This is a genomic window from Candidatus Planktophila versatilis (assembly GCF_002288345.1).
Lineage (GTDB): Bacteria > Actinomycetota > Actinomycetes > Nanopelagicales > Nanopelagicaceae > Planktophila > Planktophila versatilis_A.
Window position 1 is genome coordinate 1120975 of sequence record NZ_CP016781.1, and the last position, 14360, is coordinate 1135334.

A 14360-nucleotide genomic window follows, 5' to 3' on the forward strand; every position below is an offset into this window, starting at 1 on the left:
TGGTTACCAGATATATGCAATTAGCACATTAGAAAGCGTGAGCACCAGCATGGCCACCCAGACTGAAGTCTTTAGTTCGGGTTTCTTGAAATTCTTGTAGCCCAAGGTCAACAACACCGCAATGATCAATCCTTTAACACCAAACTTTGTGTGATTGGCAACCTCATCAACTTTTACCGTTTCATATAGCCCCACCATGACAACTCCAGCAATAAGTGCAGTCAGTGTTGCGTGTAATACACCAGGGTTGAGAGTGCGCGGGCTCTTATTTACTTGCAGAAGAAGCAGCACCAAAATGGCAACGATGCAGAGTAGATGTATCCCAAATGCAATCTGGTAGACGATATTCATGATGCTCCTTGGTATTAGCCGTAAAGTAAGTTTAGAGTGCATCCATGGAAATCAACACACCTGCCGTCATCGGACCGGGTGAATTCTTCCCAGTTGTTGGCGTTGGCCCACATGAGAAGCCATGGCCAACGGGTGCTCAATACGACCCAGAATTGTTGGAAAACGGCGACCGCAGGAATGTCCTCGATCATTACAGGTATTGGTCGGTTGCAGCCATTGTTGCTGACCTAGACAGTAAACGTCATAAGCTACAAATTGCGATCGAGAACTGGCAACATGACCTAAACATTGGATCTGTTGTGCGCACCGCTAATGCTTTTAATGTGTCATTGGTCCACATCATCGGCAAACGCGATTGGAATAAACGCGGGGCAATGGTTACTGACCGATACCTGACAGTCATGCATCACCCCACTGTTGCTGACTTTGCAACATGGTGTAAGGAGAATGAAGTTCCCATCATTGGAATCGATAACGTTCCTTCTTCAAAACATCTAGAGGGTTCGGCACTTCCTGAGAAGTGCGTCCTGCTCTTTGGGCAAGAAGGCGCTGGAATGTCAGATGAGGGCATTGCAGTCTGTGAAGTCCTCTACGCCATTGAACAATATGGATCTACCAGGTCAATGAACGCCTCAGCCGCTGGGGCTATTGCGATGTATCACTGGGCCCTGCAGCACTTACCGCGTAAGTCTTAGCGTTGTTTTAGAAGCCGTCTTCTCTAGGAGCTTCGTCACTTTCTAGCGCCTCTCTTACTGTGGCAAGACGACGATCAACTTCATCGGCTTCTTCCATTCGCCCAAGTTGGCGCATGACAGCCACCATCCGAGTTTCAATATCTAGAATAAATTCAAAGTCTTTTGGCTCATCTTCAGCAATGATTTGAAGCACGTTATCAAGTGTAGAAAGCCCATCTTCTAGCTTTCCAAGCAGAATTTCGGCCTTGCCGTATTCAAAGAGGGCAAATGTTTCGCGGCGATGATCATGGGCAGTTTCAAAGACATCAATTGATTTCCGTGCTGCATCTAGCGCTTTTTCGCCTTCGCCAATTTCAACATAGCACGATGCAATTTTCTGATCACAACGAGCAACGTTGATTACTTCCTTTTCCATCTTAAACATCTTGCGCGCTTCCTGGAAACAGATAATTGCCTCATTGAAGTTCTTTAGTTCGCGATGAGCACATCCGATGAGGTGCATATCATTTGCCGCCCCAATGGTGTTTCCGTCGACTAGATGTTCTTGCGAACATTCATACATGGTCTCAATTACTTTTTCGTAATTCTTAGATGAGTACCACCACTCGCCCAGGGTGCAGGCAAGCTCGAGTGCAATCGGTGATTTGTTATCGCGCAAAATTGCAACAGCCTTACTCATTGCAGTTGCTGCTTCATCCATACGTTTTAATTGATTGAGGTTATAACCAATGGCTGAATACGCCTGAGCTAAACCTTCACTCGGCGCCAATGCGCCCAACTCCGAAAAAATATCTCGCGCGGTTTCGGCGAGCGCTAACGCTTCGTCGTATTGGCCACGAGCAAAGATGCGGGCGGAGAGTTCGTAGAAAGTGTTGGCACGTTCTTCACCTTGGACCTCAGGGATTCGATCCCAGAGCATTTCTTCAGTGACGAGCTCTTCCTGGCCGTAGTCTTCGCTCATATGTGACCTCCCGTTGGCTTGCGCCGTGCTTGGCAGATTCCTGCACTTTAGACCTAACGCTGGCTGGCTCGTGGTTATTTCGAGTGGCACGAGGGTAAATTCTCCATTAACCTTGGCTTGTTGCGAACTGTTTGCATCTAGGAAGGTCAGGCCATGCATATCCCTGATGGATTCATCGATATCCCAACCTCTGTCGCCTTTGCTGGCCTTGCCGCCGCTGGGGTGGCACTTTCCTTAAAGGGCGCCAAATCAAGCCTTGATGAGAAGACCGCACCTTTAGCTGGACTCACAGCAACCTTTATCTTCGCTGTACAAATGCTCAATTTTCCCGTTGCTGCCGGAACAAGTGGTCACCTACTCGGTGGCGCACTCGCCGCAGTTCTTGTCGGTCCTTGGGCTGCCTCGTTAGCTCTCACAGTTGTCTTGCTCATGCAAGCCTTGCTCTTTGCCGATGGTGGGCTTACCGCCCTTGGACTCAATATCTTTAACATGTCCTTAATTGGAGTCTGGGTCGGGTACGCGATTTTTATCGTGGTTAAGAAACTTCTTCCAAAGAAAAAATCATCGATATCGGTTGCTGCATTTCTTGCTGGATTGATCTCGGTGCCATGTGCCGCCGCAGGATTTGTTCTCCAATATGCAATAGGTGGAACCGCGACGTTTTCAATCACACAAGTCCTCACCGCGATGCTAGGAACACACTTCCTCATTGGAATCGGTGAGGGTGTAATCACCGCCCTTGCAGTTGGGGCAGTCATGGCAAGTCGATCTGACTTGGTCTATGGCTATAAAGGGGTTAGGCAAATACTAGAGACAAGAGTAAAAGAATGAAGAGACAAAGTAAGTTTCTTATCGCTGGCTTTATTCTCTCGCTCTTTCTTGCTGGAATTGTTTCCTACTATGCCTCTTCAAGCCCTGATGGTCTCGAGAAAGTTGCCGGGGATATTGGTTTCCTTGATAACGCAAAAGAGCAGGCTAATTCAGATGGGTTACTTGCAGACTATGGCGTAAAAGGTATTGAAAACGAACGCCTCTCAACCGGTGCAGCTGGCGTGATTGGCGTCATTGCAACAGCCGGTGTCTCAACTGGACTCTTTTTGATTTTGCGACGTAAGAACGGTGCGAGCAGATAAAAACCTCGACTTCGGAAAAAAGCCAGGTTCACTCGCATGGCCATCACCATGGCCATGATGTGGGTGAGCGGCTTTACATTCATCGCCACTCAATTGTGCACTCACTGCCTTCACATCTAAAAATCATTGCAGTACTTCTCTTTATACTGGTTGTCGTATCTACCCCCATTACCTACTGGCCTGCCTTTGTTATTTTCTTAGCTCTAGTTATTGCCGCAGCTACAGCCGGAAAGATTTCGATTCTCACACTTTCAAAGCGTGCTCTCATCGAAGTTCCCTTCATATTTTTTGCCGTGCTCATGCCCTTCTTTGGCACCGGCGAACGCTTTGAATTAGGTCCATTTAATCTCTACCGTGAAGGGCTACTTGCCGGTCTCTCAATCGTTGCCAAGGGAACTTTAGGTGTTTTAAGCGCCGTCATTCTCTCTACGACCACAACTGCGCGCGAAATCTTGCGCGGTCTTGAGCGACTTCGCCTGCCAACAATCATGGTTCAAATCGCCTCATTTATGTTGCGTTATGTAAATGTCATTAGTGATGAGATGGAGCGAATGAAAATTGCTCGCCAGTCACGCGGGTTTGATGCAACTGGGGTAAAACATTGGAACGTGATTGCTACATCTGCTGCAGCACTCTTTATTCGCTCTTACGAACGCGGGGAGCGAGTGCACCTAGCCATGCTCTCTCGCGGTTTTGATGGCGAGCTACCTCATACGGAAGTGAAATCTGTCGGTGCCCGAGCATGGTTAATAGCCCTTACTATTCCTACCTTAGCCTTGATTACTTCTATCTTTGTCAGGATGATCGGTTAAAACATGAGCAACCAACCAAGTTTATTAATTAACAATTTGGCATTTGCTTACCCTGATGGCAATCAGGCTCTCTATGGTGTAAATCTCCGCGTTGAAAAGGGTGAGCGGGTAGCTCTACTTGGTCCTAATGGCGCCGGAAAGACAACCCTTGTTCTGCATATGAATGGCATACACCAGACAATGCAGGGCGAAGTTTTTATCGCAGGTGAGAAAGTAGATTCAAAGAATAAGGAATCTATCCGGGCAGTCCGCTCAAAAGTAGGGATTGTTTTTCAAGATCCAGATGACCAATTATTTATGCCTACCGTCGGTGAAGATGTTGCTTTTGGTCCCTACAACATGGGCGTGCGCGGAGCTGAACTTGATGCAGTAGTTGACTATGCGCTGAATTTAGTCGGTATGAGCGAATTTAAAGATCGCCCACCACACCATCTCTCCTTTGGACAACGCAGACGAGTTGCTGTTGCCACGGTGCTCGCCATGAAACCAGAAATCTTGGTGATGGATGAACCATCTTCAAATCTTGACCCAGCTAGTCGCCGGGAACTGGCAGATATCTTGCGCTCACTTGATGTCACCATCGTAATGGTCACTCACGATCTTCCATACGCACACGAACTCTGCGAGCGAGCAGTGATTCTCTCGGGTGGAATTATTGTGGCCGATGATAAGACTGATTCAATTTTAAGAAATGAAGCGTTGCTGGCCACGCACCGCCTTGAACTACCGGTTGGTTTTACGCTTTCCTAACGAAATTCTCTCCTGCGCAATTGCTGCACCAAGCAAAACAATGAGCGCGCCCACCGGCTCATTCCAGGTAATTGATTCGTTGAGAAAGATGATTCCCACGATAATTGCAACTAGTGGAGTCAGGTAAGTAACTGAGCTTGCAATCGCGCTACCAGCTAGCTGCATTACTTTGTAGTTCCATAAGTAGGCAAAGCCGCTACCAAAGACACCCAAACCAATCATTGCCAGTACTGGTCCAGTTCGATATTCGTACTTAGAAATTCCATCGAAAAGAAAGAAAGGTAAGAGTGTGAAGGCAGCCAACGTGAGCTGCATAGCCATGAGGGACTCGGTTTGAATCTTAAGTGGAATCACATATTTGCGGGTGTAAGGAAATGAAATTCCATAGCAACTGACGGCAAGGAGTAAAGCAAGTATTGCCCAGAGTGGATTATCACCGAGGCCTCTCCATGCGCCCAGCACGGTAAGGACTCCAAAAAAACCAAGCAGCAATCCAAAAAGTTGCGCAGACTTTGGCTTCTCTGCCCGATTGATTACAAGAATCGCAATGATTGTCATCAATGGCGTTACGGCATTGATAATGCCGGCCAAGATTGAGGTTACCTCTGTTTCGGCAAGGGCGAAGAGAATTCCAGGAATAACATTAAGTAACATCGCCACAACCCAGAGATGGAATTGCACCCGACGATCTTTGGGTAGCGAAATTCCTTTTACCTTTGCATAGAGTAGAAGCGCCAGTGCACCGAGTGCGCAACGGCCGAACGCAACACCAAAAGGTGTCAGGAACTCAAGCCCTAACTTAATGAAGATAAATGAACAGCCCCACACGATTCCAAGTGCGATGTATGCAGGGATCCAAGAACTCTGACGCTGCACGGGGGTGTTCATGGTGTGACTTTACTTAAGAGTGGGCCCAGACGGGCTCGAACTGTCGACCCACGGATTAAAAGTCTGACCTAGTAAGTTCCTAAGCGTGTCTTTAAGTGCCGTACGTCCCACCGTTAATTGTGACTCGCACCTGGAAGTACCAGGTAGAACCACTAGCTCTTTGTCAGAGTTACGACTGCACTTGTTGCACCCGTGCTTTTGACAGTAAGTACATATGGTGCGCCCGGTAATTGAAACGTCTCGCCTTCGAGAAAACCTGTAAGGATCCATTTCTCAGGAAGGACTTCGGGATCCAGATTTACAACACTGGTTGGCAGATCAGAATCGCGTCTTTTTATCAGCATGGGGCCAACAGCACTCCTTTTGGCTTTTGTCCAAGCAGGCCCAATCATTCTTACTTGAATCTGCGGTTTATCGAGAAAGGTAGGGAAGGCAATGCAACGCTCTTCACCTGGCACGTAGTACTCAAAGAAGTACCAGTTACCTTTATATGGGAATTGATAAACAATATTGTCCGAAGTCAGCCTTGATTCATCAACAGTTATATCAACGCCAATTGTCACATTTTTTGCCTTCGGGGTGGAAAAAGTAATTGCGCGTTGCGTAGCGCTTAATGTGGCATCAGGACACCAATCATCACTGCCCATCAGATCTCTAAAATCTCCATACTCTTCAACTGAACAATTCGTTGCATTAAACTTTGTGTAATCAGACTTCTCACAGTAAAGGGTAGATGAATGGTAAAAATTAAAGTTATGGCCAAGCTCGTGAATCAATGTTGTTGAACCAAAAGATTTAAGGTTTAACGCATTTCCGCCTTGTTCGCCAAGTCCTGCATATCCACACGAGTCTTTTATATTTACAGTAATCAAGTGGGTTCCTGTTGGAATTGACTTCAGCCCTGCGATTTTCATTGCTGTCTTTATATCCGCAGAGCTGTTGCAATGCTTCACAGCTGTTCCGGCTTTGCCGATAATGAATTTGGTGGACCCAAACTTCATTTTGTCGCGGGAGGCTTGCTTCCAAAAGGTAATCGCATCAGTAACAGTGCTCTTGGCGTAACTCAGCATCTCTCCTTCGCTCTCTGCCGTCGCTGATTCTGATGAGTTCTCGGTCCAGAAATTTGGCTGGTCTTTTGGAGTTAATCCAACGTAAACAATCTTCTGTGTCGTAGTCCATTTGTTTTGCTGTGTGGCTGCTGGTGCAGAAGGCATAAAAGAAACTGTGAGGGCGACCGTAGTGATTCCAACCAGGATTCTTTTCATACGGTGCATTTGCGTACTTTACTCTGCCTCTATTTCAATCCAATAGGGCCAATCGAATACCAAAGTGGGCCCAGACAGGCTCGAACTGTCGACCCACGGATTAAAAGTCCGTTGCTCTACCGGCTGAGCTATAGGCCCCACATACAACTAGCGCCAACTGCGCGCTAGAAGCTGAACTTTATCACCTTAGCGACCGCGGCTGGCACGCAGTAATCGGTCGCGGATGGCTACTGAGATGTCATCTCCTGCTGGCTGGTGCACAACAACACGGGTTAATGAGCGCTCATCAGCACTTCGTAGCGCGGCGTAAAGAACGCGCGCAAACTCTTCATTGTTTGCAGGTGATGCCAAGCGAACAACTCCTTGCGGTGTGTGAACACTTGCAAGTGCAATAAATCCATCACCTGGTTGTGGCTGGCAATCAAGTGCCACTGTGGCAGCCGGTGAGTAATGATTTTCAAGTGATCCACTTACTCGAATATCTGTCTCGAATTCTTCAAGGTGTAATCCAGTTACCTGCTCAATCATCTCTGCCGTGATTGCACCAGGTCTTAAAATTCGTGGAGCAATACCCGTGCAATCAATGATTGTTGATTCAACGCCGACCTGCGATGGGCCGCCATCAAGAATGAGATCACCGTCAACTAGATAGTCTGCAAGTTCGGCCTTGACAGCTGCTGCAGATGTTGGTGAGACATGTCCAAAGCGATTAGCACTAGGGGCGGCAATACCTTTGCCACCTAGCTTCTTAAATTCTGCAAGCAGCGCAAGTGCCACAACATGGTCTGGGACGCGTAGCCCGACGCTGTCTTGTCCCCCAGTAATAAAATCTTGTGCGAGATCAGTTCTCTTAAAAATCAGCGTCATGGGTCCTGGCCAATATTTACGTGCCAATGAAATTGCATATTCTGGGATTTCATCGGCCCAATCAGAGATATCTGCCATTTCACTCACATGCACAATCAGCGGGTGATCAGCCGGACGTCCCTTTGCTTCATAAATTCTGGCAACGGCAGCAGCATTTGTGGCATCGGCGCCCAGCCCATAGACAGTCTCAGTCGGTAGCGCGACCAGTGAACCCGCTTTAAGTTGCTGGGCAGCGCGCGTAATTACATCTGCTGTGCACTCAGATACGAATTGCCCGCTGCTCATGAGTTCAATTATCCAGCCTTTTTGCGAGAAGATAACCACATGGCCGAGCGCATAAAAGTGATGCAGATTATCGCCCGCATGAATGTGGGTGGACCTGCCGTCATTGTGGCCGAATTAATGCGAGGCCTTGATGCATCCAAGTTTGAGCAAGTGCTTGTCACCGGTTATTGCGATGTCAATGAAGCAGATTACCTGGAAGAAGTTGCTACAGATATCAAGGCAACTCGGATTGCCGGCCTTGGTAGATCAATATCACTAGTGACTGACCTCAGAGCATTTATCGGTCTGGTTGCAATGATCAAGAAAATTCAGCCTGATGTAATTCATACTCATACTGCGAAAGCTGGCGTCCTGGGCCGGCTTGCCTCAATGATTGCGGGCCAAGGCGCAATCCGAATTCACACATTTCATGGTCACCTACTGCATGGATATTTCTCAGGATGGAAAACCCAACTAGTTATCGCAATCGAGAAAGCACTTGCTCGGCGCACCCACCACTTAATAGCAATCGGCACGGTGGTGAAGAACGACCTGCTAGCTGCCGGTATTGGCAAGCCAGACCAATACAGCGTCTTCTTCCCTGGATTACCGGAGCCAAAGAGGTTCGATAAGGCAGAGCTACGTAAAGAGTTAGAACTTGATCCCGCAACTATTTACTGCACATTTGTAGGTCGACTCACACAGATTAAAAGACCTGACCGACTACTCGATGTTGCCATCGAGATTGCAAGACAGAACGTGGCCGTGCACTTCTTGGTGGCCGGTGAAGGAGAGTTATTTGAAAGCTCTCGGGCGCGAGCTACTGCGAAGAAACTACCGATAACTTTCTTAGGGTGGCGCAAAGATATTGACCAACTATTTGCAGCTAGTGATATTGCAATTCTGACAAGTGACAATGAAGGAATTCCACTAACGCTGATCCAAGGGGCACAAGCAGGTTTACCTATAGTTGCTCCAGCTGTCGGTTCTATTTCAGATATCGTCGAAGATGCAAAGACAGGCTTTCTTACCGCCCCCACCGCTAGCGCCATGGCAGCACGTGTTATGCAATTAGCCGCTGATTCGCAGTTACGAAATCAGTTGGGCGCCGCAGGCAGAGAACGAGCACATACATACTTCTCATTAGAGCGAATGCTCCGAGATCACACAGGAATCTATAACGCACCCCACAAGAAGTAAGGGATAATAGAGTCATGACAACTCGTAGCCGTATCTCAACTCTTGCCGTGTTAACACTAGCCATTGCAGCTTTAGTAGTTCCATCTGCAAATGCCGCCGCGACTCGATATATCACCATTAGTTCACAAGGCAGTGTCAAGGTTGTTCCCGATGCAGTGCGCATCAACGCGACTTCTACAAATATTGCTGTGACTAGCAAAGAAGCTCTCGCTGCAACAGCGAAGACTTCTGCTGCGGTCCGCGCTGCCTTGACTTTGGCCAAAATTGATAAGAAAGATATTGCAAGTACAAGTGTTTCGGTCTACCCAGAATACAAATACGATAACAACACCACTGTTCTCGTAGGATACCGCGCATCGCAATCATTCACAATTACTGTGCGAGCAGCAGCTACTGCCGGCGATGTCATTGATGCAATAGTTTCAGCTGGTGGCGATAGCCTTCAACTCAATGGCGCTACTCCTTTTGTGCTAGATAACACAAAGGCGGCAACGGCGGCTCGCACAGTTGCAGTCAAGAATGCTCGTGCAAAAGCAACATCATATGCATCACTTCTCGGTGTAAAACTTGGGAAAGTTAATTACCTTGTAGAAAACTCTGCTCCAACTCCTTACGTTCCAGTGATGGCAGTTGCAAAAGCAGAATCAGATGCGACAGTCGTTGATCTTGGCGAACAAGATGTCACTGTCTCTGTCACAGTGCAGTGGTCACTGCTCTAAATCCCATATTTATAGCGGCTTTTTAATCGAGTTTGGTCGTGCACCCGTAAGCCGGTACGATTTGCGAGCCTCAAACGTCCCCATCGTCTAGGGGCCTAGGACATCGCCCTTTCACGGCGGTAACACGGGTTCGAATCCCGTTGGGGGCACAAGAGGCAAGAAGCAGTACGAAGTAAAGGCTTTGATTTATCAAGGCCCGGTAGCGCAGTTGGTTAGCGCGCCGCCCTGTCACGGCGGAGGTCGCGGGTTCAAGTCCCGTCCGGGTCGCGAAAGAAGAGAGTGTCCACACGCTCTCTTCTTTTTTTAAAGCATTATCAACAATTAAATATCTAAAATTAAATAATGGCTCGGTAGCTCAGTTGGTACGAGCGCGCGACTGAAAATCGTGAGGTCGACAGTTCGATCCTGTCCCGAGCCACTTCTATTTTTCTTTATTAACCTGCAGAACCTGAGCCAGAAGGTCCTGCTTTACGTTGCACCTGAGGTGCCCCACCACTGCGTTGTCCACCGCGAATCTTTGACCCTGATTCAGAGTGAGTCTGGGAACCAGGTGCGCCCTTCTTATTCTTCTTCGCTTCTAGGGCAGCAAGCATCTTTGCTTTCATATCTTCATTTTTATCGGCACTGTTATCTGACATGTTCGCAGTCTACCCCTCAGAAGGAATTCTTAAGAAATAAATCAACTGTGCCACCCATGCGATGGCGCCTAGGACAATTACTTGCGTGCCCCACGTATCGGGCCAGATATAGATCGCGAGAGCAACAAATCCATAAAAGCCAGCAAAGGCCCACAAGGTAAATGCGGTGATGCGACGATTAAGGCCGACGCGCATTAGGCGATGAGAAAGGTGATCACGGCCTCCTTGGAAAGGTGAGATGCCGCGATAAAGACGCGATGTTACTGCCACTGTTGTATCAAGAATGGGCGTTGCCATAAGAAATAGCGGAATAGCGAGTGACTTATAGGTAGGAATAACTCCTGGGCTTAAACGAATTGTTAACACCGAAACGATGATGCCTAGAAAGAGTGAGCCGGCGTCGCCCATATAAATCTTTGCTGGAGTGCGATTCCAGATGAGAAATCCAGCTGTGGCACCGGCGGTCACAATCGCAAGGGCGCTCACCAGCACCTGCTGGCGGTCATAGGCGATAAAGAAGAGGAAGAAGGTAATGACGGCAACTGTGCCGGCGGCCCCGCCATCATGATTATCAAAGAAATTAATGGAGTTACAGACGCCAACTATCCAGAGCACTGTGATTGCGTAATTGACGATGTGATTACTGAAGGCAAAACCCATCGTGTCGGTGACGGTAAGAATGACGGCAACGATGATTCCGGTAAATGTCTGCGCAACTAGCCGTGGCCATGGAGCTAAACCACGTAAGTCATCCCATAAACCCATCGCTGAAATTGCAATTGCTGGAACTAATACCGAGCTAGCCAGTTTGAGAGCTGCCAGTGAGAAATCAGTTGCAATGAGAGCACCGTAGGATGCAGAAATAATTCCAATAGCAATGGCTACTCCACCTAAATATGGAACGGGTTCTTTCTGCGCCTTACGTTCAAGTGTCGGTGCATCAACGGCATCAAAGCGCAGCGCAAGATATCTGATTGGTGGCGTAATCAGACCAACGAGTGCGAAGGTGAGAAAACCTAATAAGAAAAATTGCGCGATTGAATAACTCATAAAGTAAATGGTTAGCTAATTCTGTGCCTTGAAGTAATTTTGGCGAAGATCATCGACTTCAGATTTACGATATCTGCGATGTCCACCTAGCGTGCGAATCGAAGTGAGTTTTCCGGCTTTCGCCCAACGAGTAACGGTCTTGGGATCAACGCCAAATAAGTCGGCAACCTCGCGCGGAGTCAGAAGCACTTCTGCATCAGGCAGACGACTCATGTATTTCCTCCAAAAAACTTGGCCTTATTCGAGTGTCCGATTTGGGCCGTTATGTCGCGAAGTATTCCCCACCACCACGCTGGTGGCAATACCGAACTTCTTACCGAAATATGAAGATTAGGTTGCTGATTCGAACCCTTGCACCAATCTCCAGCGCGAAACAAGCTTTTCATAGCCTTGTCCGGCGATGGAGCCGTCGGCTGCTGCCAATCCAGACAAACTGTGCGCAACATCTTCGATCGAAGTATCGTCATCAAGACCATCTTTACCTTGTGCTCGAAGTGAAGTATCAAGGTATGCGGCCAAGCCTCCGTAATCTAACTCCACCAGTGACTCTGGGTGAAAGAGTTCGAGCCAATCGAGTAAATTCTCTATCTCTCCTTCAACTGGGCCTTGGCCAAATGCACCCAAGACAATTTCATGCGAACTCATTGCGCGTTCGCGAGCTTTAGCCATTGTTGTTCGCGCAAATGAGAATGGTCCATCATCATCTTCCCCGCGCACCCGTTCTTCTGGCGTAAAAAGTGAGAACCAGCGCGGTGGGATTACCCATGTCTCGGTGATGATATGCGGAACTCGATCTTCAATGAGATCTACACCTGTTGTGATTACTTCTTCCAGGGCCGATGAGATAAAAAATGGAGTAATTGAGGATGGCAGTGATTCTTTAAAGTCATCAAGTGCTGCCCAGCAACGGGTTGCAGTTGACCATGGTGATACATATCGAATGTCTTTGATATCTAATACATGCGCACCATCGGGGCGACCTGCTGGTGGTTCTGGAAATACTAGTCGGCGAAGTGCGAGCGCTTGCTCTTCTTTGCGAGTATCGGTATTTGCATCAATGCTCTGCCAACGAAGACGGTCGAGGGAATCAAATGCGGAAAGAGGTTCATAGATGCGCAGGGATGCGACATACGGTGTTGGTCTCACATAGATGAGTCTATGTAGAAAAACTACTTATGCGCGAGGGATGTAATTTCCTTCAGCAAACGGATCGTCATCCTCTTGATTTTGCTGGCTCGGAGTATCGCCATGAAGTTCTTTGGCAAGGCGATCGAGGTCCATCTCCTGAGAGTTGTACTTTAAATCGCGAGCGACTTTGGTTTGCTTTGCTTTTGCACGGCCGCGACCCATGGGCGACCTCCTTACGAATATCTAGCGTGTCAGACGCGTAGGTTATCGCGCCTTGGCACTTGACTCCAAAGCCACCGCAAATGAGCGCGTTTTAGCCTTGTGGCGCAGGGCGAAGTAGCCCATTACCTGTAAGAACAGGCTCAAAGACATTGTCGGGATACGGAAACGGTGATCTCCAATGGTGCCCATGGAGATGAGCCAGGAGATGACGACCGGGATACCGGTGAGCCAGGCGATATTGGCATAGATGCCCTTCATGGAACGCAGCCAGAAGAAACCAATAAAGAAGAGTGAGATGCAGCCAACTACCCAGAAGAATGAAATACCTTTACCGACAGATTTATAGACCAGATCATTTCCCGATTGGCTACCGCGTGCGATATCCATAATTGGATTGACCTTAAGCCACGGGTTACGCGCCATCGTTCCATTTCCAAGCGGACCAGACCACGGAGTCCAGTAGTACCAACCCTTCTTCACAAATAGCTTTCCGGCCTTTACTGGATTTGCGGCATACCACTTGATCACACACTTAACGACATCGTTATCTGAAACCGTTGTTGCCGGTGGAACTGGATCACATGGAACATCTGGGCCAGTATGGGAATATCCACCCGTTGTTTGTGGACCAGCACCAATCCTCATGGTCACACCTAAGTTTGTTGAGATGACAGCTTTATCAATAGATGCAACGTTGCGTTGAATAAGGATTGCTGGCGCAATAGCCATTACTCCAATAACGCCCACAAGAATCAGGGCCTGCACTTTGCGGCTCTTAGACATCAGCGCCCACACCACTGCAATGACAATTGAGGTCAGAATCCAACGCGGTTGCATAAATGTTGCAAGGGCTGAAAAGCCACCCACGCCTAGAACTCGAATTACCAAACGGCGATCATTAGGACTCTGCAAAGATTTGATAATCAGACCCACAACCATCAACATGCATGCTGCAATCGGGCTTTCATAACCCACTGCCATTGAACTTAAGGAAAGAGTGGGATTAATGGCAAGAATGATTCCGATGAGAAATAGATAAGGGCGCAATTTAGTATCGCGAAGTTGCTTAACAAAGTAGTAGCTGGCATAGGCATAGAAGAGGGTCTGCGTAATTGAAATGAGCCAAATTATTTGTGTGACTGATATCTTCGCTAAGCCCCACAGCAGTATGGGATATCCGGCTGGCCAGTAGGAAAGAATGCTCTTATCCGATAGATAACCATCTGCAAGAAGTCCATCAACGCCGCTGAAGTAATTGTCACCATCTGCGCCAAGCCACCCACCATTAGGGGTGTTAATCATGGTGATTAACTTGATAAGAAATCCAAGAACCGGAATCGCAATGATATAGAAATTAACGTTCTTACTCTGCTTCACTTGTTGCTGACGAGCGATCTTTGACTTACTAGCCATTGAA

18 protein-coding genes and 4 tRNA genes are annotated in these 14360 nt (G+C 48.0%); 10 read left to right on the top strand and 12 right to left on the bottom strand.

Annotation, left to right across the window (positions count from 1 at the left end; all coding sequences use genetic code 11):
• Positions 1–3: 3 nt before the first annotated feature.
• Positions 4–351, bottom strand: a complete 348-nt coding sequence (locus A1sIIB142_RS05795) for a hypothetical protein (RefSeq protein ID WP_095693998.1) — start codon at positions 349–351, stop codon at positions 4–6.
• A 44-nt stretch (positions 352–395) separates the two neighbouring features.
• On the opposite strand from A1sIIB142_RS05795, the gene A1sIIB142_RS05800 reads away from it, so the two are divergent.
• On the top strand, positions 396–1046 hold the full coding sequence (locus A1sIIB142_RS05800; protein WP_095693999.1) for a TrmH family RNA methyltransferase: 651 nt from the start codon (positions 396–398) through the stop codon (positions 1044–1046).
• 7 nt (positions 1047–1053) lie between these two features.
• Here the strand turns inward: A1sIIB142_RS05800 and A1sIIB142_RS05805 are convergent, their stop codons facing one another.
• Complete coding sequence (locus A1sIIB142_RS05805; RefSeq protein ID WP_095694000.1) at positions 1054–2007, bottom strand: tetratricopeptide repeat protein; 954 nt, start codon at positions 2005–2007, stop codon at positions 1054–1056.
• 153 nt (positions 2008–2160) lie between these two features.
• Here A1sIIB142_RS05805 and A1sIIB142_RS05810 point away from each other — a divergent pair, with 153 nt between their 5' ends.
• From A1sIIB142_RS05810 to A1sIIB142_RS05825, 4 genes are read left to right on the top strand one after another with little or no spacing between them, the layout of a single operon-like run.
• Positions 2161–2838 (top strand): energy-coupling factor ABC transporter permease, encoded by a 678-nt coding sequence (locus tag A1sIIB142_RS05810; protein ID WP_095694001.1) that lies wholly within the window; start codon positions 2161–2163, stop codon positions 2836–2838.
• Positions 2835–3140, top strand: a complete 306-nt coding sequence (locus A1sIIB142_RS05815) for a PDGLE domain-containing protein (protein WP_095694002.1) — start codon at positions 2835–2837, stop codon at positions 3138–3140. The genes A1sIIB142_RS05810 and A1sIIB142_RS05815 overlap by 4 nt, the downstream gene beginning before the upstream one ends.
• A gap of 59 nt (positions 3141–3199) precedes the next feature.
• Positions 3200–3952, top strand: coding sequence for a cobalt ECF transporter T component CbiQ (gene cbiQ, locus A1sIIB142_RS05820; RefSeq protein WP_223299187.1), 753 nt, complete (start codon positions 3200–3202; stop codon positions 3950–3952).
• 3 nt (positions 3953–3955) lie between these two features.
• Positions 3956–4702: an energy-coupling factor ABC transporter ATP-binding protein gene (locus tag A1sIIB142_RS05825; protein WP_095694003.1), complete on the top strand. Its 747-nt coding sequence runs from the start codon at positions 3956–3958 to the stop codon at positions 4700–4702.
• Here A1sIIB142_RS05825 and A1sIIB142_RS05830 read toward each other — a convergent pair.
• The 4 genes from A1sIIB142_RS05830 to A1sIIB142_RS05845 all read right to left on the bottom strand — a co-directional run bounded on the left by A1sIIB142_RS05830 (position 4676) and on the right by A1sIIB142_RS05845 (position 8007).
• The gene (locus A1sIIB142_RS05830) at positions 4676–5590 is read right to left on the bottom strand and encodes a DMT family transporter (protein ID WP_095694004.1); all 915 of its coding nucleotides are present in this window, start codon (positions 5588–5590) and stop codon (positions 4676–4678) included. The genes A1sIIB142_RS05825 and A1sIIB142_RS05830 overlap by 27 nt on opposite strands.
• A gap of 152 nt (positions 5591–5742) precedes the next feature.
• Complete coding sequence (locus A1sIIB142_RS05835; RefSeq protein WP_125898855.1) at positions 5743–6864, bottom strand: metallopeptidase domain-containing protein; 1122 nt, start codon at positions 6862–6864, stop codon at positions 5743–5745.
• Positions 6865–6920: 56 nt separating this feature from the next.
• Positions 6921–6993, bottom strand: a tRNA-Lys gene (locus A1sIIB142_RS05840).
• A gap of 48 nt (positions 6994–7041) precedes the next feature.
• Positions 7042–8007, bottom strand: a complete 966-nt coding sequence (locus A1sIIB142_RS05845; RefSeq protein ID WP_190283255.1) for an L-threonylcarbamoyladenylate synthase — start codon at positions 8005–8007, stop codon at positions 7042–7044.
• 39 nt (positions 8008–8046) lie between these two features.
• Here A1sIIB142_RS05845 and A1sIIB142_RS05850 point away from each other — a divergent pair, with 39 nt between their 5' ends.
• The 5 genes from A1sIIB142_RS05850 (at position 8047) to A1sIIB142_RS05870 (ending at position 10323) form a co-directional block, all read left to right on the top strand.
• Positions 8047–9186, top strand: a complete 1140-nt coding sequence (locus tag A1sIIB142_RS05850; protein ID WP_095694007.1) for a glycosyltransferase — start codon at positions 8047–8049, stop codon at positions 9184–9186.
• Between the two features lie 14 nt (positions 9187–9200).
• Positions 9201–9905, top strand: a complete 705-nt coding sequence (locus A1sIIB142_RS05855) for an SIMPL domain-containing protein (protein ID WP_095694008.1) — start codon at positions 9201–9203, stop codon at positions 9903–9905.
• Between the two features lie 76 nt (positions 9906–9981).
• Positions 9982–10054 (top strand) — tRNA-Glu (locus A1sIIB142_RS05860).
• A gap of 44 nt (positions 10055–10098) precedes the next feature.
• A tRNA-Asp gene (locus A1sIIB142_RS05865) sits at positions 10099–10172 on the top strand.
• 77 nt (positions 10173–10249) lie between these two features.
• A tRNA-Phe gene (locus A1sIIB142_RS05870) sits at positions 10250–10323 on the top strand.
• A 16-nt stretch (positions 10324–10339) separates the two neighbouring features.
• Here A1sIIB142_RS05870 and A1sIIB142_RS05875 read toward each other — a convergent pair.
• The 6 genes from A1sIIB142_RS05875 to A1sIIB142_RS05900 form a co-directional block, all read right to left on the bottom strand.
• Positions 10340–10543: a DUF5302 family protein gene (locus A1sIIB142_RS05875; RefSeq protein WP_095685070.1), complete on the bottom strand. Its 204-nt coding sequence runs from the start codon at positions 10541–10543 to the stop codon at positions 10340–10342.
• Between the two features lie 9 nt (positions 10544–10552).
• A complete protein-coding gene (locus A1sIIB142_RS05880) occupies positions 10553–11593 on the bottom strand; it encodes an MraY family glycosyltransferase (protein WP_095675319.1) in 1041 nt (346 codons plus the stop codon).
• 15 nt (positions 11594–11608) lie between these two features.
• A complete protein-coding gene (locus A1sIIB142_RS05885) occupies positions 11609–11806 on the bottom strand; it encodes a BldC family transcriptional regulator (protein ID WP_095675320.1) in 198 nt (65 codons plus the stop codon).
• Between the two features lie 117 nt (positions 11807–11923).
• Positions 11924–12739 (bottom strand): DUF8083 family protein, encoded by an 816-nt coding sequence (locus tag A1sIIB142_RS05890; RefSeq protein ID WP_095675321.1) that lies wholly within the window; start codon positions 12737–12739, stop codon positions 11924–11926.
• Between the two features lie 27 nt (positions 12740–12766).
• Positions 12767–12943, bottom strand: a complete 177-nt coding sequence (locus A1sIIB142_RS05895; RefSeq protein WP_095675322.1) for a DUF3073 domain-containing protein — start codon at positions 12941–12943, stop codon at positions 12767–12769.
• A 42-nt stretch (positions 12944–12985) separates the two neighbouring features.
• Positions 12986–14356, bottom strand: a complete 1371-nt coding sequence (locus A1sIIB142_RS05900; protein WP_095694009.1) for a hypothetical protein — start codon at positions 14354–14356, stop codon at positions 12986–12988.
• Between the last annotated feature and the right edge of the window lie 4 nt (positions 14357–14360).